Source organism: Fibrella rubiginis, from assembly GCF_017353185.1.
GTDB lineage: Bacteria > Bacteroidota > Bacteroidia > Cytophagales > Spirosomataceae > Fibrella > Fibrella rubiginis.
In genome coordinates this window covers 257726-277998 of the sequence record NZ_JAFMYV010000002.1, presented here as the reverse complement: position 1 = coordinate 277998, position 20273 = coordinate 257726, and the positions used below count along the sequence as shown (strand labels likewise).

Annotated in this window: 18 protein-coding genes; 9 read left to right on the top strand and 9 right to left on the bottom strand. The window is 54.7% G+C overall.

The genetic code is table 11. The annotated features are described in order from the left end of the window. The first annotated feature begins 67 nt into the window (after window positions 1–67). From J2I47_RS04645 to J2I47_RS26755, 4 genes are all read left to right on the top strand, one after another. Window positions 68–820, top strand: a complete 753-nt coding sequence (locus tag J2I47_RS04645; protein ID WP_207363392.1) for a hypothetical protein — start codon at window positions 68–70, stop codon at window positions 818–820. 39 nt (window positions 821–859) lie between these two features. After that, complete coding sequence (locus J2I47_RS04640) at window positions 860–4768, top strand: caspase family protein (protein WP_207363391.1); 3909 nt, start codon at window positions 860–862, stop codon at window positions 4766–4768. 308 nt (window positions 4769–5076) lie between these two features. Next, complete coding sequence (locus J2I47_RS04635) at window positions 5077–5628, top strand: hypothetical protein (RefSeq protein WP_207363390.1); 552 nt, start codon at window positions 5077–5079, stop codon at window positions 5626–5628. A 131-nt stretch (window positions 5629–5759) separates the two neighbouring features. Further along, complete coding sequence (locus J2I47_RS26755) at window positions 5760–5882, top strand: hypothetical protein (protein WP_262898999.1); 123 nt, start codon at window positions 5760–5762, stop codon at window positions 5880–5882. A gap of 36 nt (window positions 5883–5918) precedes the next feature. Here the strand turns inward: J2I47_RS26755 and J2I47_RS04630 are convergent, their stop codons facing one another. Continuing rightward, entirely contained in the window at window positions 5919–6107 is a 189-nt protein-coding gene (locus J2I47_RS04630; RefSeq protein WP_207363389.1) for a hypothetical protein, read from the bottom strand. 59 nt (window positions 6108–6166) lie between these two features. Next, window positions 6167–6940 (bottom strand): IS1595 family transposase, encoded by a 774-nt coding sequence (locus J2I47_RS04625; RefSeq protein ID WP_207363388.1) that lies wholly within the window; start codon window positions 6938–6940, stop codon window positions 6167–6169. A gap of 107 nt (window positions 6941–7047) precedes the next feature. Here J2I47_RS04625 and J2I47_RS26960 point away from each other — a divergent pair, with 107 nt between their 5' ends. After that, a complete protein-coding gene (locus J2I47_RS26960) occupies window positions 7048–8241 on the top strand; it encodes a WD40 repeat domain-containing protein (RefSeq protein WP_374759898.1) in 1194 nt (397 codons plus the stop codon). Window positions 8242–8309: 68 nt separating this feature from the next. On the opposite strand, the gene J2I47_RS04615 is transcribed toward J2I47_RS26960, so the two are convergent. The 3 genes from J2I47_RS04615 to J2I47_RS04605 all read right to left on the bottom strand — a co-directional run bounded on the left by J2I47_RS04615 (window position 8310) and on the right by J2I47_RS04605 (window position 10657). Then, window positions 8310–9098 (bottom strand): acyl-CoA desaturase, encoded by a 789-nt coding sequence (locus tag J2I47_RS04615; RefSeq protein WP_207363386.1) that lies wholly within the window; start codon window positions 9096–9098, stop codon window positions 8310–8312. Window positions 9099–9217: 119 nt separating this feature from the next. Then, window positions 9218–9895 (bottom strand): DUF4159 domain-containing protein, encoded by a 678-nt coding sequence (locus tag J2I47_RS04610; RefSeq protein ID WP_207363385.1) that lies wholly within the window; start codon window positions 9893–9895, stop codon window positions 9218–9220. Between the two features lie 36 nt (window positions 9896–9931). Then, complete coding sequence (locus J2I47_RS04605; RefSeq protein ID WP_207363384.1) at window positions 9932–10657, bottom strand: 16S rRNA (uracil(1498)-N(3))-methyltransferase; 726 nt, start codon at window positions 10655–10657, stop codon at window positions 9932–9934. Between the two features lie 102 nt (window positions 10658–10759). Here J2I47_RS04605 and J2I47_RS04600 point away from each other — a divergent pair, with 102 nt between their 5' ends. Both J2I47_RS04600 and J2I47_RS04595 read left to right on the top strand, forming a co-directional pair. Next, complete coding sequence (locus J2I47_RS04600) at window positions 10760–12979, top strand: S9 family peptidase (protein ID WP_207363383.1); 2220 nt, start codon at window positions 10760–10762, stop codon at window positions 12977–12979. Between the two features lie 175 nt (window positions 12980–13154). Beyond that, window positions 13155–13709 (top strand): fasciclin domain-containing protein, encoded by a 555-nt coding sequence (locus J2I47_RS04595; RefSeq protein ID WP_207363382.1) that lies wholly within the window; start codon window positions 13155–13157, stop codon window positions 13707–13709. 447 nt (window positions 13710–14156) lie between these two features. Here J2I47_RS04595 and J2I47_RS04590 read toward each other — a convergent pair whose 3' ends face one another. The 4 genes from J2I47_RS04590 to katG form a co-directional block, all read right to left on the bottom strand. Beyond that, complete coding sequence (locus tag J2I47_RS04590) at window positions 14157–14693, bottom strand: DUF6580 family putative transport protein (RefSeq protein ID WP_207363381.1); 537 nt, start codon at window positions 14691–14693, stop codon at window positions 14157–14159. Window positions 14694–14737: 44 nt separating this feature from the next. Next, window positions 14738–15319 carry an alpha-ribazole phosphatase gene (gene cobC / locus J2I47_RS04585; protein WP_207363380.1) on the bottom strand — a complete coding sequence of 194 codons (582 nt, stop codon included), beginning with the start codon at window positions 15317–15319 and terminating at the stop codon, window positions 14738–14740. 6 nt (window positions 15320–15325) lie between these two features. After that, window positions 15326–16111 carry an adenosylcobinamide-GDP ribazoletransferase gene (locus J2I47_RS04580; RefSeq protein ID WP_207363379.1) on the bottom strand — a complete coding sequence of 262 codons (786 nt, stop codon included), beginning with the start codon at window positions 16109–16111 and terminating at the stop codon, window positions 15326–15328. 122 nt (window positions 16112–16233) lie between these two features. Beyond that, window positions 16234–18501: a catalase/peroxidase HPI gene (gene katG, locus J2I47_RS04575; protein WP_207363378.1), complete on the bottom strand. Its 2268-nt coding sequence runs from the start codon at window positions 18499–18501 to the stop codon at window positions 16234–16236. Between the two features lie 293 nt (window positions 18502–18794). Between katG and J2I47_RS04570 the strand changes: the two genes are divergently transcribed. Beyond that, window positions 18795–19475 (top strand): hypothetical protein, encoded by a 681-nt coding sequence (locus J2I47_RS04570; RefSeq protein WP_207363377.1) that lies wholly within the window; start codon window positions 18795–18797, stop codon window positions 19473–19475. Between the two features lie 171 nt (window positions 19476–19646). Next, window positions 19647–20225: a Crp/Fnr family transcriptional regulator gene (locus tag J2I47_RS04565; RefSeq protein WP_207363376.1), complete on the top strand. Its 579-nt coding sequence runs from the start codon at window positions 19647–19649 to the stop codon at window positions 20223–20225. Window positions 20226–20273 lie beyond the last annotated feature (48 nt).

Sequence of the window (20273 nt, the reverse complement as noted above, 5' to 3'; positions counted from 1 at the left end):
CCAACTATCGGGGTACGATGCGGTTGGCGACTATTCAATCAATTCCCATCCCCAATTCGCCAGCCGTATGGAAGCGCACGACCCGGTTACGTACGTAAAAAATTTGTCGGTTCAGGATGCCCGAGAAGCCTTCCCACAGGAACGCAGTGGTCAGTCACCCGACATGGTTGAAGGTATAGAGCAATCCTTTTTAAATGCTAAATCACTGGTATCGTTTGTCTCCGACGTCAATGGACAGCGACGGAGCGACGTGCTTAATTCAGTACTGTTGGCCCAACTGGCGGCCAATAAAAAATTCCCCGACGAAAATCAGCTGGTCGACTGGTACAAAACCTTTGTGAACGTGCTGATGAATTTGGGCTGGGCTATTCAGGGAGCCGAATTCGCTACGTTTGAGGCCAACGACACGGTCTTCGAAGCCGAAAACGCCATCATCAGCATCCTGTCGGCGGCGTTTGGCGGCTCGTTTATGGTGGTCATTACCAAGACGCTGGACGCTATCAAAGGGCTGAGCGACAGCAACGGTAAGATCACCGTATTTGAGAAGAACACCCATTCACTTTCTAAGGGTGCTTTCCAGATTGGCCTGGTGAGCGAGGCCAACGGGGCGCTGTCGTTGCAGATCGGTACGTTTCTGGTCACGTCGACTAATGAGATCAAAAAGATACTGTTTTTCAAATCGACCAAAGACACGACGCAATTGACTTATTGCTCAAGAACAGGCACCTTGAACGAAGACATGTACGCCACCATCAGAACGCAAGTTCAGGATAAATTGGGGAGTAAAATGACCGAATTTATTGCTGAAATTGAGTTGTAATCAGCCATTTCTTCTATCCACACCATTCCTCTTTTTATCATGGTTTTCGCTACTTTACCCACCAAAGAAGATCGCTTTCGCCGCACCGGCAATGGGGGCGAGTATGTGCTGCGGCCCATTGCCGTGCCGGTGCCCAACGAGTCGCTCACGCTGAACGGCCTGCTCTGCACGCCCGCCCACCGTTCTGGCTATTACCACGACACCGTCTATACTAAAGAACGGATTGTGCTCCACTTTACGGCGGGGGGCCTGATCGGCGACATGAGTACGCTTACCCGCCAGGATTACCACGTGTCGGTGCCGTTTGTGCTCGCCCGCGACGGGACCATCTACCAGTTGTATTCGTCGAAATTCTGGTCGGGTAACCTCGGCGGCGAGGCGCTGGGTAACGCGGGTAACGCGCAGGACAAGCGTACCATCGGCATCGAAATTTCCAACTACGGGCCGTTGACACCAAAGGCCGATGGGCTGTATAATATCTACGGCGAACCCTACTGTGCGCTGAATCAGACCGAGGCGTACCAGAAGCTGCCCACACCATTTCGGGGCGAGGCAAACTACGCCACCTACACCGACGCCCAGTACGACAGCCTGATTGTGCTGCTACGCTACCTGACGGCGCAGTACGCTATTCCCCGTCAATTCTTTCCCGAACCAAAACGCTACCTTACCACCCCCGACGTGCTCACCTTCAAGGGCATCGTGTCGCATGTGAACTACCGCGCCACTGGCAAGTGGGACATTGGCCCGGCCTTCAACTGGGCGCGGCTGATTACGGGGGTACAAGCCCCGACTTTTGCTCCGCCGCAACAACGTGATTCTGAGCTGGTTGCCGATGATGTGCTGACATCGGAAGAGGCCATTATTCCGCTGCTGCCCCAGGCTAGGTCGGCAGCGCTGGAAGATGAACCCTATGATGACGCCGAATCAGCGCCTGATCCAGTTCCCGCCAGCGAGGCAGACCCGGCCAGTGCAGCCACCACGCCCGGTAAGGTATATGCGCTGATTGTGGGCATAGACAAGTACCCCGGCGAAGTGGTTTTGCAGCAAAGCGTGCGGTTTCCGGCGTTGCGGGGCTGTGTGCATGATGCCCAGGCCGTTACAGCGTACCTGGAAACCAGCCCGCCTGTCGAGGTAAACACGCTGTTATTGACCGATGAAAAAGCCACCAAAACGGCTATCGTCGAGGCGTTTCAGAGCCATTTGGGGCAAGCCAAAGCGGGCGACGTGGCCCTCTTCTATTTTTCGGGTCACGGTACGCAGGAATGGGCCGACAAAACCGTCTGGACGGGCGAAACCGACGGGCGGCTGGAATGCCTTGCCTGTTACTACACCGCCCAGACCGCCGACAGCTTTCTACTGGCCGACAAGGAACTACGCTACCTGATTGGGCAGCTTGCCGCCAACAAACCCGCCACCGAACAGCCGCAGATCGTCGCTATTTTCGACTGCTGCCATTCGGGCGACAATACCCGCAATGGTGAGTTGATGACCACGGCCTTTGCCGACGTGGCCGAACGACGTATCCCGTTTTCATTTGGGCAACGTAGCTGGGAGCACTTCATTTTCGGCAAGACCATTTCCGAGGCTACCGTCCGGCAGCAGGGCGTGGCAAAGGCCATTCCCGAAGGCACCCACGTGCAGCTATCGGCCTGTGAATCAGACGAATCAGCCTTGGAAGTGAATGGAGAAGGCGTGTTCACCAAGACGTTGCTGACGGTATTGCGGCAGGCGGGTGGCCCCATCAGCTACTACTCGCTCCGCAGCCGCGTTCGGCAGTACCTGCGCAACGTGTTCGATCAGCGGCCGCGCATCTACGTGGCCAACGGCGACGATGCGCTGCTCTATGCCAACTTCCTCAACCAGCCCGGACAAGCCAACGCCCTCACCACGGGCGAGGTCGTGTACGTACCCACCAACGGCGGAGCAGGCCGGTGGGTCATGAACCGGGGGGCCATCCACGGTGTGACGCCGGAGCTGGCCGATGTCACCGTTACCGACCCGCAGCACCCGTCAGTTACCTACAAGGCCCACGTTGAGAGTGTGCAGGTGGACCATACGTACCTGACGTTCAAAAAAGAGATCCCAGAAGACCAGAAAGCAACGTACCTGGCCGCCATTCCGGGGTTGATGGCCCAGCCCATTGCCATCTGCGTAAACCACCAGGACAGTGCCCCCGCCGAACAGCAGCAATTGCTGGACGGACTGTTGGGCCAAACCGTAGGCTACGTGGTCTTGCAGGACGACGAGTCGCAGGCCGATTATGTGGTGCAGAACCGCGACGGTCGCTACTACCTCACCCTGCCCAACGACCCCTTCCGGCCCCTGACCCAGCCCGTTGATGCTGGCTCGGAAACAACCGTGGCGCAGTTGGCCGATCAGTTGCGGCATATCTCGCAATGGGCATTCCTGGCGTCGCTGAGCAACACCGGTCCAGATGCCCTGCCCGCCAACACGCTACAGGTGGCTTGCACCCGCGTCAACGCCGATGGCAGTGAAACATCGGTGCTGAACGCTGACGGGACCATCCCGATTCAGTACGAAAAAGGGGCCGATGGCGCGTGGCGAAGTGCCTTCCGCGTCAAGGTGACCAACCCCACGCCCATTAAGCTCTACTGTGCGGTGCTGTATCTGGACACCGAATTTCAGTCATTTCTGGGCTTTTTGAATCCCACCACCTACCTGCTCGAACCCGGTAACTCGGTGTACCTGGGCCTTAAGGGTAAAGAGACAATCAACTCGCGGTTGCCACTGGCGATGCAGGCCTATAACTGGCCGGCGCGGGTGGAACACCTGAAGCTGATTGTCAGCACCGATGAGTTCGACGTGCAGGCGTTGGCCCTCGCGCCACTGCCCGAGCCACCCTTGCCCGGTCAGGCCAAAAAAGGCGGCGACCGGGGCGGACTGGACACCGACGAGCGGCCCGTGGCCCTGCGCGGCTGGGGTACGCAGCAGTACAGTCTCCAGCTTATCAACCCGACGGTTAACCACCTCGACGGGGCGCTGCTCGACGCCCTGCTCAACGACCTGGAAACGGCCCCCTTCGCGCTGGGCTTGTATTTCGACGCGTCGACCGGCCCAAACTGGCAGATCAACTACGAACGAAAGCCTGAGATTGCGCTGATTGGCCCGCATTCGGCTAAGCTGGATGAGCGCGGTTTTATTAAGGGGGTTGGTTTAGACCTGGCCAACGCCGTGGCCCGAAGGCTGCGCAACCGGCACTACGAGGCCGTGATCAAGCAGTTTCCCGACCGTATCCGGATGGTATCGGAAGGTGATTCGTGGTTTCAGCACCCGCTCGTGACCGACGTCATCGACCACCTGGGCCGCGTCTATGCCATTCACTGCGTAGCGGCGGCGGGTGATACGCTCCGCAACATCCAGGCAATGGGTGAGTACCTCGACGACATCGACCGGCAGAAGCCCGCGTTCTTTTTGCTCAGCGGGGGCGGCAACGATATCCTCGGCGACCAGTTCCGCACCTACCTCCACGACAACCCCGACATGAGCGTCCCCGTGGGCGAAAACCCGCGCCGGTTTCTGAAGGACACGCTTTTTGCCGAACTCGACTCGCTGCATGACATCTACCAAACGGTGTTTGGCGTGATCCAGACGAGCCATCCGGGCCTGCATATTCTGGTGCATGGCTATGATTACATCATACCCCTGAGCGTGACGAACAAAGGCTGGCTGGGGCGGTACATGATCGAAAAGGGCATCAACCGGCAGGAAGACCGACAGGCAATTATCTCCCTGATCCTGAACGAGTTCAACGCCCGTCTGCAGCGCGCAGTAGCCCCCTTCCCAAACGTGTCGTACATCAACGCACTAAACACCGTGCGGCCAAACCAATGGTACGACGAGATCCACCCCAACGCCGACGGTTTTCAACAGGTGGCCATGAAATTTATGAAACGGATCAATGAAGTAGTGGTTACTACTAAATAGCTATCCTGCCTATAATCTCAGGTAATTATATACGTGACAGACCCAGTCAACAAATGATATAAGTTTCATGTTATTAAGTATTGCAAAAGCCCGACAGTTGATTGTCGGGCTTTCTTGTGAGGTCAAAGTTGTGCCTAATCACTGTTCATTTAGCCACTAATCCACAGTAGATACCAATGCCCCAAAACGTAGACCGGTGTAGACGCTTCTCCCTTGTCACGGTCTACACCGGTCTACGAAATGTTTTTTTCGATTGTAATTGTCACAGGCAATCCATAAGTTTGTAGACACCAGAACGTCCCGTGCTTATGAGTGACACGACAAACCCAATAGATGGCCCACCCTCAATAGGGCGGCATCAAATCGACACTGACTTCTATAGGTCGCTACTTGAACAGACCCTAGTCGATAGCGACAAGAGTGAATCAGATCTTAAAAAGGACAGAGGAGAACTCGAAGAGGGCATTAGAAAACTTGACGAGAGTATTAAAAGGACTCAAGACAGAAAGAAGAAAGCAGAAGCCGAATTACGATTATTGGACAGCCTACCCCTACCCGACGATTCAATTCCGCCCGCCGGAGAGAAGGGTCTCTCTGTAGTCCCTAAGACGATGACGACCCGCATTCGTGAGTTCGTTGAATCAAGCCCTTTACCGGTAACTGTTTCAGAAACAGCCGAAGGCCTGGGCTTACAAGAGAACATGAAAACAGTGCGCGACATATTGTCACGAGGCGTTGACATAAAAAAGCGCGAAGCTCTTGACGAAAAAAGAAACCTCCGACCGCTATACCACAAACTTGACAGTACCGAAGCCGCTTTTCAGGAAAAGGCGGATGCATTGGGCTGGACACTGAAATAGATGCCTTTTGGGCAACAAACGACAACACCCCAAGCAAGGGTGACCGCCAAGTCTTAACCTTGCAAGGGGTGCGTAGAGTGTCCCGGCTTGAACGAATCCGGGTATTAGTTTCACGTTAACCCCTATGCTGTATGAAAGCAGAAAAGGTTAAAGCCACGATTCTTGAAACCCACTGGGGAATCAAAATCAAGGTGGTTACGGTCTATCGTATTAGACGCGTAACCCGCGAGGGTAGTGATGCCAAGTCCAAATAGGACAATCATCATACCAAACCCTGCCGTTAAGCGGGGTTAAAAAGAGCGCGGATTGCCGTCCGCATCTCTCTTTTTCTTTGTAGTTGAGGATTCACTTTGGGGCTGCTTTGAACGGATGATGGTTTTCATTGTCCGCTCAAACTGCTCAAACGTTATTTCCTCCCTTACTTCTGTTTCTTCTACCACACGGCCCGGTTTTCCGGTTCGCTTTTTCTGCTTACCCATACTTGCCAGCCTTTGGGCTGCAATGATACTACCCGTTTGCTTACTAACCAAAACAAGGTTTACTTAATAAGGGTCTTGTAAGTTAGCCGTCCATCAATATTGCCTAAAGCAGCGTTAAACCGTTGAGCATCATCTACCTTACGACTGTTATAGCGGTAAGTGAACTCGCCTACATACTGATCTAAATGCTTGATACTGACGTGATGGTAAATGCCGATGATACCCCGTTTTAATAACGACCAGAACCCTTCCAGCGTATTCGTGTGGGCCTCACCACTAACGTACTCGCCTTGACCGTGCCGTACGATTTGGTGGTCATACAAGCGGTGTAAGCGGACATAAGCCGTCCACTCATCAGTCATGATTTTAGCGCCTACTTTGATGTGTTGGGTAATGATTGGTTCTAACGTTTTAGCATCAACCGCCTTTACCGTCATAGCTACCACGCGCCCATTACACTCAACCATACCGAATACGGGAGCCTTTACTTTGGTGCTACGCCCTTGCGTCCCTTCGGTGCGCTTTGACTTATGTTTATTGGCTTCTTTGCCACCTACATAAGTCTCGTCCAACTCAACAACGCCCGTCATAGGCGCATCGAATGACTTTCCTCGCATGGCAAAAATAATACCTACCCTTACGCTGTATTTCTTACGACAGGAAGCACACTTGCAATCCCCATTAGCGAAGACGTAGGATTTCTTATGACCACAGTGAGGGCAAACGGCATCGCCACCTTTCCAGCGTAGACCCGCCAAATACTTTTTGCAGGTTAATTCGTCGGAGAATTTCTCACCGAGATCTGCCAGAGTAAAAGCGGATTTCTTAGCCATTTTCGTATTCGATTATGGCTTAAATATAAGAGTTAACTACTTGATAAACAAGTATTTGATCCCAAAATTAGGATTAAATTTTGGGTTTGTCACGTATATAATTACCAATTTTTATTCCAGGTGCAGTCTCCTCAACGGTGTTCTCACCGGATGGAACCCAAATACTGACCGCATCGGGCGACAAGATGGCGAGGATCTGGAATCTTGAGGGAAAATTGTTACAGGTTTTCGATCACAAGAGCGGCGTGAAATCAGCGGCTTTCTCGCCAGATGGCAGTCAGATTCTCACGCAAACGCTGGATGGGGGAGTCTGGGTTTGGCACATTGACAGAAACTGGCTGAGGACGCGCTATAAGCAGGCTACTGTCAATACAGTGTCCTTTTCGCCTGATAGAGATCGAATTCTGACCACGTCAAGGCAATATGGAGATACTACAGCAACGGTCTGGGACCTTGAGGGAAATCGGCTGCTGACACTCCCACACCGAGGCAAGGTATACTCAGCTGTGTTTTCGCCAGACGGGAGCCAGATGCTTACGACAGCTAGTGATAGTACAATTACCGTCTGGGGACAAAACGGGCAGCGGCTATATACGCTATTTATGCCAGATCTAATGTATTCTGCGATAGCCTCACCATCTGCTAAATGGGTCCTAACCCGTTCTCATGGGGGTAAAACCGCAGTCTGGAATGAGAATGGAAAGCCATTATGTGTACTCCCCCAAGGTTCTATAAACTCGGCGGTATTTTCACGTGATGGGAGCCGACTATTGACTACATCCGCTACAGACAAGCCTACTGTTTGGGATAGCAGCGGAAAATTTCTGCTAAAACTGCCTTACAACAAATACAGAGATTTTGTCACATCGGCTGTATTCTCGCCTAGTCAAAGTCTGATACTTACTTCTTCCATTTACACTGAGGATAATTATTTGGATGTTAATAGAGACGGTACGGTTACAATTTGGGATTGGAACGGTAAGCGGATCAAAGCATTCCGGGTGCCGGGTTTAGTCAACTCAGCAAACTTCTCACCCGATGGGCAGCAAATTATTACGGTTGCTGATCACAAAGCTGTTACCGTCTGGGACCATACGGGCAAGCAACTCTACACACTACCCATCCAGGGTTCTGTCTCCTCGGCGGTGTTCTCACCTGACGGGAATTGGATTGCGACCGATTCCAACAAGGTACTTTGGCTCACGCCAGAAGGGGCATTGAACTGGCTAAAGAAAAATCCGGGTAAGGTGGCACCATTGTCAGCGGAGATTCGGGAAGCGTACGGAGTGCCAGTTAGGTAGTACACAAAAAAGCCGCTCCAAATTGCTCCGGAGCGGCTTCATACCATAGGCGTCAAACAAACCTCTTTCTAGGCCTCTACCCGACGCTCGTGGCCGGTTTCAAACTCGGCGGTGGCTTTGGCGGGGCGCATCTTGATGATGCGTAGCTTCGAGAGCACTTTGATCATCGGGTAGGTAGGGTCAAACTCAAACCACTTGGCCCCGAAGTTGGCCGAATTGGGCAATTTGTGGTGGTTGTTCTGGAACAGCTCACCCATCATGACCACGTCCATGATCAGTGAATTCTTTGATTTATCGTGGTTGTCGAAGTTACTGTATCCGTACTTGTGTCCGCTCCAGTTGATAATCGCGCCGTGAACGGGCCCCATCACGAAGTGGACGGGCAGCAGGAAGAAAAACGCCCAGTGCATGTCAAGATAAATGAACGCAAAAATGTAGAACAGGCTATAGGCCACGCCCCATCCGGCCCGCGATAACCATGAGTCGCCTACTTTCTCGATAAAATTCCACTCGGGATAGTTGCGGTCAAACTGCCGTTCGATGGCCTGCTTGCGGTGCAACACGGCGTTGTAAATGTTTTTGGTCTGCCACATCATCGTAAACACGTTCTTGGTGTGGTGTGGCGAGTGGGGATCACGGGGGGTGTCGCTGAAGGCGTGGTGCATCCGGTGCAACACGGCATAGGCCCGTGGGCTTAGATACGACGATCCCTGCGAGACGTAGGTCAGGGCGTAGAAGAACCGCTCCCAGAACTTACTCATCGAGAACATCTTATGGGCCGAATAACGGTGCAGAAAGAAGGTCTGGCAGAACAATGAGAGGTACCAGTGCGCGGCAAAGGCGGCGATAACGATCACAGTGGTTAACGTTTAACTATTGAGCAAAAACAAAAACGAATGACTTAACAAAAATAAGATTTTTCGGGGACTACAAGGCCTTTCCACCCGTTGCTGGCGTATTTAATTGGCTAATATTGTCAATTGGCCACTGTAGTCGCGTATTGCAACAGGTTGGCACCCATACGCAGCGCCGCCTGACGGACCGATTCGGGATCGTTGTAGATCACCTGATCTTCCCAGCCGTTACCCAGGTCACACTCATAACTATAAAAACACACTAATCGTCCCTGATAGATCAGGCCAAATCCCTGCGGGGCCTTGCCATCATGCTCATGCACCTTCGGCAAACCGTTTGGAAACTTGAACTTCTGGTTATAGATAGGGTGCGAAAAAGGCAGTTCCACAAAAGACAAATCAGGGAACACCCGCTTCATTTCGCGGCGGATAAACTTATCGAGGCCGTAGTTATCGTCGACGTGCAGAAACCCACCCGACTGCAAGTATTTCCGCAGGTTGTCGACCTCGCCCTCTGAAAACGACACGTTGCCGTGACCGGTCATGTGGACAAATGGGTACGAAAACAGGTCGGGGCTGCCCGCCTCCACGATGTCTTCTTCGGGAAAAATGGCCATCCGCAGCTGCTGATTGGCAAATTTGATCAGGTTCGGCAGCGAGGTTTTGTTGGCGTACCAGTCACCGCCACCGTTGTATTTCAGTTTGGCAATCTTGAAGCCATAGGGCTGGGCGTGGGCCGCAGAAATAGTGAACGATGAATGATGAATGATGAGTACAAGTAGGACCAGGAGTCGTTTCATAGGGCTATTGTTCAAACCTATAAGGTTTCGGAAACCTTATAGGTTTACTAGATTTACTACGTTCAACAAATTCAAACTCTGACAGGCGCTCAAGGCGGCGGTTTCGGTGCGGAGGCGGTTGGGGCCAAGGGTCACAAGCTGGAAGCCTGCGTCAATAGCCTGCTGCACTTCCTGTGCCGAAAAATCGCCTTCCGGGCCAATAAGCACAATATACTGTTGAGCCGGTCCGGCGGCACTAAACAAATGTGGAGCCTGACCATCTTCTGGTAGGTGGGCAATAAACCGTTGACCATCAGCAGGCTGTTTTAATAACTGCGCCAGCGGAACAGCCTCGTCTAGTTGGGGCAACCACGCTTGCAGCGACTGTTTCATGGCCGCTACGGCAATTTTTTCAATGCGTTCCAGCTTCAACACACGCCGTTCGGAGTGCTGTCCGAAGAAGAAACTGATCCGCTCAATGCCCAGTTCAACGGCCTTTTCCACAAACCACTCCACACGATCCAGGTTCTTGGTTGGAGCCACGCAGATACGTACGGAAAACGGGCGCGGTGCGACTGTGTCAACTGTTTCTACCCGGAACGCGCACTGCTTGTTATCGGCCTTTGTGATAACGCTCAGGAAACGATTTCCGCGTCCATTCGTCACCGCAATAGCCTCGCCGGGGCCGAGACGAAGGGTGCGGGTGGCGTGCCGGGCATCGTCGTCGGTGAGCGTGCCGGAGGTGTCGGTGGGCGAAAGCGCGGGTTGGTAAAACAGGTGCATAGGTAACGTAAAGGTATTTACGCCTTACGGTTTAACTTCACGGCACAATAAAAACAGGCGACCGCAGATGATGCCGGTCCCCTACCTTCAATCAATCATTCAATGCATTTTTCACGAAAAATTGGTGTGCTGCTGCTGGTAGGCGTTTCGCTGTCGGCAACGGCTCAATTCCGGTCGCGTAACCTGCGCTGGAGCGCCGACGGCAACGCTACCATTCAGGCAGCCAAAGGCGGCATTACCCGCACCGACGTGCGCACCGGGCAGGAAACGACCCTCGTCACCGCCGCGCAGCTTACGCCGGCAAACGGCAAAGGCCCCATCAACGTGGCCGATTTTGCTTTTAGTCAGGATTCGTCGCAGGTACTTATTTTCACCAATACGGCCCGCGTCTGGCGATACAATACGCGGGGTGATTATTACGTCCTGACGCGCCCGATGGGTCGCCAAACCGGCCAGTTAAAACAGATAGGAGCTAAACAACCCGCGCAGTCGCTGCTATATGCCAAGCTCTCGCCCGACGGCAAGCGGGTGGGCTATGTGAGCAAAAGCAACCTGTTTTCGGAAGAAATCGCCACCGGCAAAGTCACCCAGCTTACCAGCGATGGCACCCGCCAACGCATCAACGGCACCTTCGACTGGGCCTATGAAGAGGAATTTGGTTGCCGCGATGGTTTCCGCTGGAGTCCCGACAGCAAGCAGTTGGCCTACTGGCAGGTAGACGCGAGCAAAATCCGCGATTTCCTGATGATCAACAACACCGACTCGATCTATTCATACACCATCCCGGTCGAATACCCAAAGGTGGGTGAGTCGCCCTCCCCTACCCGCCTTGGGCTGGTAAACGCCACGGGTGGCAAGACACGCTGGCTACCCCTCCCCGGTGACCCGGCGCAGCATTACCTGGTCCGGGCCGAGTGGTTTCCGACCACGGGACCATCGGGCAACGAGCTGATTGTCCAGCAGTTGAACCGCAAACAGAACGAGTCTATCCTTTTCGTTTGCGACGCGGCGAAGAACACCGTAAAGCCCATCTTCACCGAAACTGACAACGCCTGGATCGACATTAAAGCCCGCTGGGACCGCGACGACCCGACCGGCTGGGAGTGGGTCGACGGGGGCAAATCGTTTTTGTGGGTGTCGGAAAAAGACGGCTGGCGGCACATCTATAAATTCAGCCGCGATGGCAAACAGCAGACCCTGCTTACACCCGGCAACTACGATATGGCCGAACTGGAACGCATCGACGAGCGGGGGGGCGGTTCCGCGTCCGGCTTCGTGTATTTCACCGCCTCGCCCGACAACGCCACGCAGCGGTACCTCTACCGGGTGCCGCTGGCGGGCGGCAAGGCGGAACGGCTCTCGCCCGCCGAACTGATTGGCACCCACAGCTACGACGTATCGCCCAACGGACAGCTGGCCTTCCACAGCTTTTCGAGCCACCGTACCCCGCCTACCCGCGCCTTCGTTACCCTTGCCGACCATAAGCCCCTGCGCCCCGGCACCAACCCGCGCCCTTCGGCAGAATCGGGCCGTAACGTGCGGTTTTTTACCGTTAACACCGCCGACAACGTGACACTGGATGGCTGGATGGCTCTGCCGACGGATTTCGATAGTACCAAAAAATACCCCATCGTTTTTTACGTCTACGGCGAACCCGCCGGAACCACAACCAACGACGTTTTCGGCGCGGGCGAGAACAATATGTACACCGAAGGGATGGCCAAGTCAGGCTACATCTACGCTGCCCTCGACAACCGGGGCACGCCCACGCTGAAGGGAGCCGCCTGGCGCAAGAGCATCTACCGGCAGATTGGCCGGCTCAACATCCGCGATCAGGCCATGGGCGCGAAGGCCCTGTTCAGTCGCCATAGCTACATCGACACGAGCCGGGTGGCCGTGTGGGGCTGGAGCGGCGGCGGGTCGTCTACGCTGAACCTGCTGTTTCAGTACCCCGACATTTACAAAACGGGTATTGCCGTGGCGGCGGTGGCTAACCAGCTTACCTACGACAACATTTATCAGGAACGGTATATGGGCCTGCCGCAGGAGAACAGAGACGATTTTGTGGCGGGTTCGCCCATCACGCACGCCAAAAACCTGCGCGGCAACCTGCTCTACATCCACGGTACCGGCGACGATAACGTGCACTACGCCAACGCCGAAATGCTGGTCAATGAACTGGTTAAATACAACAAACAGTTTCAGTTTATGGCCTACCCCAACCGGTCGCACGGGATTTATGAAGGGGCTGGTACGCGGCAACACCTAAATGCCCTGTACACTAATTTTCTGAAGAAAAACTGCCCACCGGGTGGTCGGTGATAGTCAAGCAAAGTATAGTCAACACATCAAAAAAGGCCCTGAACACGTGTTCAGGGCCTTTTTTGATATTTTTTTAGCCAGCTGCCAATCTGAACGTACGCTTATCTCCGTAGATGTTTCCGAGAGTCGATCTCAAACAAATTCACTAACAAACGCAGGTTTTCCTGCAAAGCTCATGACTTCTTTCAAATTTATTCTTGGTGCAGTGGCCCTTTTGGCTGTCGGTCAATCGTCTTTCGCTCAGGGAAAGATTGTAATGGTAGGTGGTGCCCCCATGTACCCTTCGAAAAACATTATTGAAAACGCAGTGAACTCAAAAGACCACACTACGCTGGTAGCAGCGGTTAAGGCGGCTGGTCTGGTTGAGACACTGTCTGGCCCGGGTCCGTTCACGGTGTTTGCCCCTACCAACGCAGCCTTCAACAAACTGCCTGCCGGTACCGTAGAGACGCTGGTGAAGCCAGAAAACAAAGCAACGCTGACGAGCATTTTGACCTACCATGTAGTAGCTGGTAAAATGACCGCTCTGGAACTCATGAAAGCGATTAAAGACGGCGGTGGTAAAGCCATGCTGAAAACGGTAGCCGGTGGTTCGCTGACGGCCATGCAGAAAGGCAAAAAACTTATGCTGATCGACGAGAAAGGTGGCACGTCGACCGTTACCATCGCCAACGTCAACCAGTCTAACGGCGTGATCCACGTGATCGACACGGTGTTGATGCCGAACTAAGACAGTACCAAATAACCTGTGAGATGCGCCCGGGCCGTGAGGTCCGGGCTTTTTTTGTGGGGTCGTGCCTGATGGTGAAACCGCCTCGTCTCTACCAAGCTAGATAAAGCTACGCAAGCTACATCCTTACACAGTATTCGACCCCAGCGGGGTCTAGTCTTTGTAGAAACGGTCCCGTCGGCGCAGTATGTTTCGACTCCAGCGGAGTCGCGTCTTATTGTCTTCTCGTTTACCACAACCTTACTTGGCCAATGCTCTGACAAAGACGCGACTCCGCTGGAGTCGAAACATACTGCGCTGATGGGATTGGTTCTACAAAGACCAGACCCCGCTGGGGTCGAATATGGAGTCGTGCTGTCAGGTTAGCGAACCTGACAGCACGACTCCATAAAAAAAGTGGCTTCCGGATCACCAGAGGCCACTTTTTTATGAACTGTTGCGAAGAGCTTACGCCACCTTCAACACCGGGAAGCGACGTTGCAGCAGGGCGTAGCCACCAAAGAGCAGGCCGCTGAAGAAGAGATCGCCGAGGAGGGCGTTAACAAAAAACGACTGGTTATTGTAGAACGCCAGGCCAGCTGCGTAGCAACCCAGCAGGCCCGCGCCCGTTTGTGGGTAGAAGCTGCTGCCGTACCACACGGCGAAGTTGGTGATCAGGAAAAACAGCACCGATGCCACCAGTGAACCGGCCACAACCCGCCCGAACGTAGGCTGGCGTAGGGCGACGGCTCCAATGAGCCAGGCCAGGGCAAACGAGCTATAGACCGCGCCCATAGTACCGTGAAAACCAATAAAGGCATCGCTCAGGAGCATGGCCAGCGTAGGCACAACCAAGCCAACCCACTTTTTGTCGAACAGAGCACCGCCGAACAGGGCCATCGCCATCACGGGGGTGGCGTTGGGCGGGTGGGGTAAAGAGCGCGACAGGGCAACGAGCAAAACAAGTGAAGCAGCCGTGGTTAGGCGAATCTGGAGCGGTTTCATTACTGGAAGTGACGTTCGTTGACGCAAAAGACGTCTGTTTTGATTTAACGATTGATGTAGGCTACCTGATAAGTCCCCTGCTGAATAGCCACTTTTGATACGGCAGCATAGTCCAGGTTGAGGCGGTAGGCGTTGTGCAAAGATAGGTCTAAGAACAGACAAAGCAACGTACGGATCACCCCACCGTGGGCCACCACATAGACCGTTTTTGGGCCTTCCTGCGCTGCCAGCGGCAAAATTTGTTCGTCCCAGAAAGCACCAACGCGGTTCGCCAGGGCCTGAAACGACTCTCCCCCAGGGGGAGCGTTCGTCACGAAGTTAGCCATCCACCCATCAAGGGCGGCGCGGGGGATATCGGTCCAGGGCAGCATCTCCCAATCGCCGAAATGGTATTCGCGGAGGCGTTCGTCAAACTGAATAACGGTATCGGACGGGGCCAGGTCCTGCGCCAGCTGACGGCAGCGGCTCAGCGGACTCGACCAGATCAGGTCGGGCGGGGTGAGCAGGTTGTTTCGTATCCGGGCCAGTTGGTCGGGGTAGTTGTCGGCCAGGTCAACGTCGGAGTTGCCGTAGCAGATGCTCCGGCCCACACCCACTTCGGTATGGCGAATAAGGTAGATCGTCATGGATTGTTACACGCTAACCCACACCAGCGAGATGTAGGACAAATAGATAACCACTTCGGTAAGTTGTTGGGTGGCTCCCAGACAATCGCCGGTGTAGCCACCAAGCCATTTCCGGAAGAACGCCATCAGCCGCCAGCGTACCAGCCAAAGCGGAATCAGGAAGGTGAGGTAGATCCAGAGGCCGCTGATAATCACCAGTGCCAGCGTGGGCAACCAGCCAAACAGCGTAGCCACCACCAGCGGCCAACCCGACAGGCCACCTTTGGCAATGGGTTTGGCCTTCGACTGCTCATCTTCGCGGGCGTAGGGCATGGCCGCAATGATCGTGGTAGCCACCCACCGGCTCAAGCTATGCGCCGAAATAAACTTCAACGCCACCCGCCAACCCATCGCCTCGCCGGGAAGCAACCGCATAAGCGCGAAATATTTCACGGCCAGCAGCAGCCCCAGCCCGACGGCCCCGTAGGTACCCAGGCGACTGTCTTTCATGATGGTCAGAATCTGCTGTTTGCTCCAGCCACCGCCAAAGCCGTCGCACATATCGGCGAACCCGTCTTCGTGAAAAGCCCCCGTGACCCAGACCGTGGCGATCATGCTAAACAAAACAGCCAGTTCGGGGGGAAACAGGTACGTACACAGCCAGTAGGTGCCAAACCCAATACCCCCCACGATCCAGCCGATGAAGGGAAAAAACACCGTCGACCGGTTCAATAAAACTTCGGAATGGTCGATGTTTTTTGGCACCGGCAACCGCGTATAGAACATGAGCGCCGTAAAGAAAAGTGTACGCATCCAGTTGGTTTATTTATGCGAAGATAGCATGCCACGCCACCAGCAACCTGCGGGAAATAGAGAAGAGGTGGCCCGTTGCCAGGCCACCTCTTCTCCTACTAGAACCAGACAACCAACGGCAATCAGGCCAGATCGAAGCGGCCAAGATTCATCACCTTCGCCCAGGTTGCTACGAAGTCGCGCACGAATTTCTCCTGCGAATCTTCACACCCATATACTTCCGCAATGGCGCGGAGTTCTGAGTTCGACCCGAAGATCAGGTCAACCCGGGTGCCGGTCCATTTGGGTTCGCCCGTGTTGCGATCACTACCCACAAACAGGTTCTGGGCGTCGGACGTAGCGCGCCAGGTGGTACCCATGTCGAGCAGGTTAATGAAATAATCATTGGTAAGCACCTCGGGACGCTGCGTGAAGACACCATGTTTCGAGTGGTCGAAGTTGGTGTTCAGCACCCGCATACCCCCAATGAGCACCGTCAGTTGGGGAATCGTCAGCGTCAACAGCTGGGCTTTATCGATCAGCATATCTTCAGCTGCCGACTTATGCCGGGCGTTCAGGTAGTTGCGGAACCCGTCGGCTCCTGGCTCCAGGGCATCAAATGAGCGAACATCCGTTTGCTCCTGCGAGGCATCTGTCCGGCCCGGCGTGAACGGTACCGTTACCTCGTAGCCAGCATTCCTGGCTGCCTGCTCAACGCCGGCGCAGCCACCCAGCACGATCAGGTCGGCCAGCGAAATCTGCGTACCGTCAGCCTGCGCGCCATTAAACGCCTGCTGAATACCTTCGAGGGTCTTCAGCACGTTAGCCAGTTCGGCGGGGTTGTTGGCTTCCCAGTCTTTCTGCGGTGCCAGACGAAGGCGGGCGCCGTTGGTGCCACCCCGTTTGTCGGAATTGCGGTAGGTAGACGCCGAAGCCCAGGCCGTAGACACCAGTTGCGACACCGACAGGCCCGACGACAGCAATTTGCTTTTCAAGGCAGCAACAGCCTGATCGTCAACTAGTTTATGCGTAACGGCGGGCACAGGATCTTGCCAGATCAGCTCTTCGGTGGGCACTTCCGGGCCGAGGTAACGCTCAATTGGCCCCATGTCGCGGTGGGTCAGCTTGAACCACGCACGGGCAAAGGCGTCGGCAAACTCATCGGGATTCTCGTAGAAGCGACGCGAGATTTTCTCGTAGGCAGGATCGGCCTTCATGGCGATGTCGGTGGTCAGCATGAACGGCGCGTGACGAACCGACGGGTCATGGGCATCGGGGATGGTACCCGCACCGGCACCGTTGACTGGCCGCCACTGATGCGCCCCACCCGGTCCTTTATACACTTCCCAATCGAAGCGGAACAGGTTGTCGAAATATTCGTTGCCCCACTGGGTTGGCGTTGAGGTCCAGGCACCTTCAAGACCGCTGGTAATCGTATGGGGGCCACGTCCGGTACCAAACGAGTTTTTCCAGCCAAGGCTTTGCTCTTCAATGGTGGCACCGGCGGGTTCAGAACCAACGTGGTGGGTCGGGTCAGCCGCCCCGTGGGTTTTGCCGAAGGTATGTCCACCCGCAATCAGGGCCACGGTTTCTTCGTCGTTCATGGCCATGCGACCAAACGTCTCCCGGATGTCGTAGGCAGCACCTAGTGGGTCAGGGTTGCTTTTCGGACCCTCCGGGTTCACGTAGATGAGGCCCAGATGCGAGGCTCCCAGGGGCTGCTCCAGTTTACGCGTACCGTTGCTGCCGGCGTAGCGCACGTTATCGCCCAGCCATTCTGTTTCTGAACCCCAATAGATATCTTCCTCAGGCTCCCAGACATCTTCCCGTCCGCCGCCGAAGCCAAACGTCTTGAGGCCCATTGACTCAAGGGCACAGTTGCCGGTGAGCACCATCAGGTCGGCCCATGACAGTTTCCGACCATATTTTTGCTTGATCGGCCACAGCAACAGGCGGGCTTTGTCGAGGTTGGTGTTATCGGGCCAGCTGTTGAGGGGGGCAAACCGCTGGGCGCCTGAGCTACTGCCACCGCGGCCATCGCCAATGCGGTAGGTACCCGCACTGTGCCAGGCCATCCGAATAAAGAAAGGACCATAGTGACCGTAGTCGGCGGGCCACCAATCCTGCGACTTGGTCATCAGATCGACGATGTCCTGCTTCACGGCAGCCAGATCGAGCGTCTTGAATTCTTCAGCATAGTTGAACGTCTCGCCCATTGGGTCAGACAGCGACGAATGCTGACGGAGGATATTCAGCTTAAGCTGATTCGGCCACCAGTCACGGTTTCTCGTGCCACCGCCGGCGCTTTTATTTAATGCCCCGCCTGAGAATGGGCACTTGCCTACCGTGTTGACTTTGCTTTCGTCATTAACGTCCCACACGGTCGTATCCGGACCTGCGTTATTCTCCATATTTGATAGCGTTTTATTGGTTGACGGATCAAATGTAGGTCAATCTTCAGTATAGCTTTTATTTATTGTTTCTATGTAGTCATAGCCAAAATCTATAACTTAACAAGGAGTGACAGTCATTTGGCGGGCAAAGCAAGTCCGGCCCGCCCTGGTTAGTCCTGGTTAGTTGCAGGCAGCTGAGTAAGAAAGATCAGCGGGCTGGCTAACGGCCATCAGGTGCCGGGCGATGAACTACCCGTAGCTTGCCCTCAGTCCGGGTAGCCACCATATGCTTTGCCTGGGCTGTTGCGACTATGAAAACGGCTACACAGATGGTGCTTTTTTTCGTTTTGTTGCCACAACTGGCCAACAGCCAGTCGGTATGGGGCGGCGCGGGGTTTCTCTTTGGTGGGCAGAGTGTCTGGCCTGGCTCGGCCAGTGCCATGCACCAACTAAACCCGGCCATCAGATCGGCAGGAAACGATGGGTATCCGATGGTGGGGGCCGAGGCGTATATCCGGGTCAATCGCTGGCTGATTGGCGCCACGGCGTCGTCGCTGACCAACAAGCCCCTCTCTGCCGCTGGCGCACAACCCCGCCTGGAATCGTCGGCCTCGAATGCGCACCTATGGGTGGGCTGGGTAGCCTGGCAATCCCGGCGCACCAAATTGTATCCCAGCGTTGGACCCGGCTATAATTCGCTCAACGTCAATGCCATACAAACAGACGGCACCGTAGAGACGTCCGTACTTGATGGCTTTGCTACTGATCTGGGCCTGACGGTAGACTGGCATATTGTTTCTACGGGCAACGACCCGTTATTGCTGGCCGGGCCGCTGCTCAGCCTACGGGTAGGCTACCGGCTCACCACGGCGTCGGCCACGTGGCATGGGGATAGACCAATGTCAACCACTTTGGTAGCCAGCCGCTATTCCCCGCACGGGTTTTACATTACGCTGGGCATTGGCGGCGGCGGTTTTCGTCGAAAGCCGTAGCCAACCGAAAAGCAGCTACCTGGAAGCGGTACTGCCTGCTCCGCCCGCTTCCTGGCTCTACTAACCGCCTGTGAGCTTACTCTTGGGCTGGGTATAACCTCGGCAACCGCGCGTTTCTTTACCTGGAAATACTCCTTTTTATGCCTGTTGCTGAGGCTTATTTTTACCCTTATGTATGAGGTTTACTTCCGGCACCTTGCCAAAAAAATGCCACTTACGGCCGACGATCAGGCCTTGATTCAGCGCTTTCTGTCGGTGAAAAAAATTCGTAAGAAGCAGTATCTCCTGCAGGAGGGCGATGTGTGTAAGGTCATTGCCTTCGTGGAGAAAGGAGCATTGCGCTCCTACACCGTCGACGGTGAGGGCAAAGAACACATTTTGCAATTTGCGCTGGAGGGCTGGTTCATCGCCGATCTCTACAGCTTCCTGACCGGCGAGGAATCCAGCTACAACATCGAAGCCATTGATGATTCGGAACTGGTGCTCATCAACCAGTCGGCCTATAAAGAATTGCTGCAACGATCCCCCTGCTACCAGACCTATATGCTGGACCTGATTACGGGGGCCTACATCGCCCTGCAGAAACGCCTCAACGCCACCGTCAGCCTGTCGCCGGAAGAGCGGTATCAGGACCTGATTGCCCTCTACCCCGACATTGTGCAACGGGTGCCACAGCACATGATTGCCTCTTATATGGGCCTGACGCCCGAAACCCTCAGCCGCATTCGCCGCCGTATAGCCGAGAATTAAATTGTTAAAAATCAGATTCTTACAAGAAAGACCATTGATCTGAATCAA

Bases quoted from the DNA above. Each gene is read 5' to 3' on its own strand.
- J2I47_RS04640 (WP_207363391.1), top strand. From the start codon at position 860: ATGGTTTTCGCTACTTTACCCACCAAAGAAGATCGCTTTCGCCGCACC.
- J2I47_RS04645 (WP_207363392.1), top strand. From the start codon at position 68: ATGGAAGCGCACGACCCGGTTACGTACGTAAAAAATTTGTCGGTTCAG.
- J2I47_RS04595 (WP_207363382.1), top strand. From the start codon at position 13,155: ATGACTTCTTTCAAATTTATTCTTGGTGCAGTGGCCCTTTTGGCTGTC.
- J2I47_RS04630 (WP_207363389.1), bottom strand. From the start codon at position 6,107: ATGGGTAAGCAGAAAAAGCGAACCGGAAAACCGGGCCGTGTGGTAGAA.
- J2I47_RS04565 (WP_207363376.1), top strand. From the start codon at position 19,647: ATGTATGAGGTTTACTTCCGGCACCTTGCCAAAAAAATGCCACTTACG.
- cobC (WP_207363380.1), bottom strand. From the start codon at position 15,319: ATGACGATCTACCTTATTCGCCATACCGAAGTGGGTGTGGGCCGGAGC.
- J2I47_RS04610 (WP_207363385.1), bottom strand. From the start codon at position 9,895: ATGAAACGACTCCTGGTCCTACTTGTACTCATCATTCATCATTCATCG.
- J2I47_RS04605 (WP_207363384.1), bottom strand. From the start codon at position 10,657: ATGCACCTGTTTTACCAACCCGCGCTTTCGCCCACCGACACCTCCGGC.
- J2I47_RS04600 (WP_207363383.1), top strand. From the start codon at position 10,760: ATGCATTTTTCACGAAAAATTGGTGTGCTGCTGCTGGTAGGCGTTTCG.
- J2I47_RS04580 (WP_207363379.1), bottom strand. From the start codon at position 16,111: ATGCGTACACTTTTCTTTACGGCGCTCATGTTCTATACGCGGTTGCCG.
- J2I47_RS26755 (WP_262898999.1), top strand. From the start codon at position 5,760: ATGAAAGCAGAAAAGGTTAAAGCCACGATTCTTGAAACCCACTGGGGA.
- J2I47_RS04625 (WP_207363388.1), bottom strand. From the start codon at position 6,940: ATGGCTAAGAAATCCGCTTTTACTCTGGCAGATCTCGGTGAGAAATTC.
- J2I47_RS04635 (WP_207363390.1), top strand. From the start codon at position 5,077: ATGAGTGACACGACAAACCCAATAGATGGCCCACCCTCAATAGGGCGG.
- J2I47_RS04590 (WP_207363381.1), bottom strand. From the start codon at position 14,693: ATGAAACCGCTCCAGATTCGCCTAACCACGGCTGCTTCACTTGTTTTG.
- katG (WP_207363378.1), bottom strand. From the start codon at position 18,501: ATGGAGAATAACGCAGGTCCGGATACGACCGTGTGGGACGTTAATGAC.
- J2I47_RS04570 (WP_207363377.1), top strand. From the start codon at position 18,795: ATGAAAACGGCTACACAGATGGTGCTTTTTTTCGTTTTGTTGCCACAA.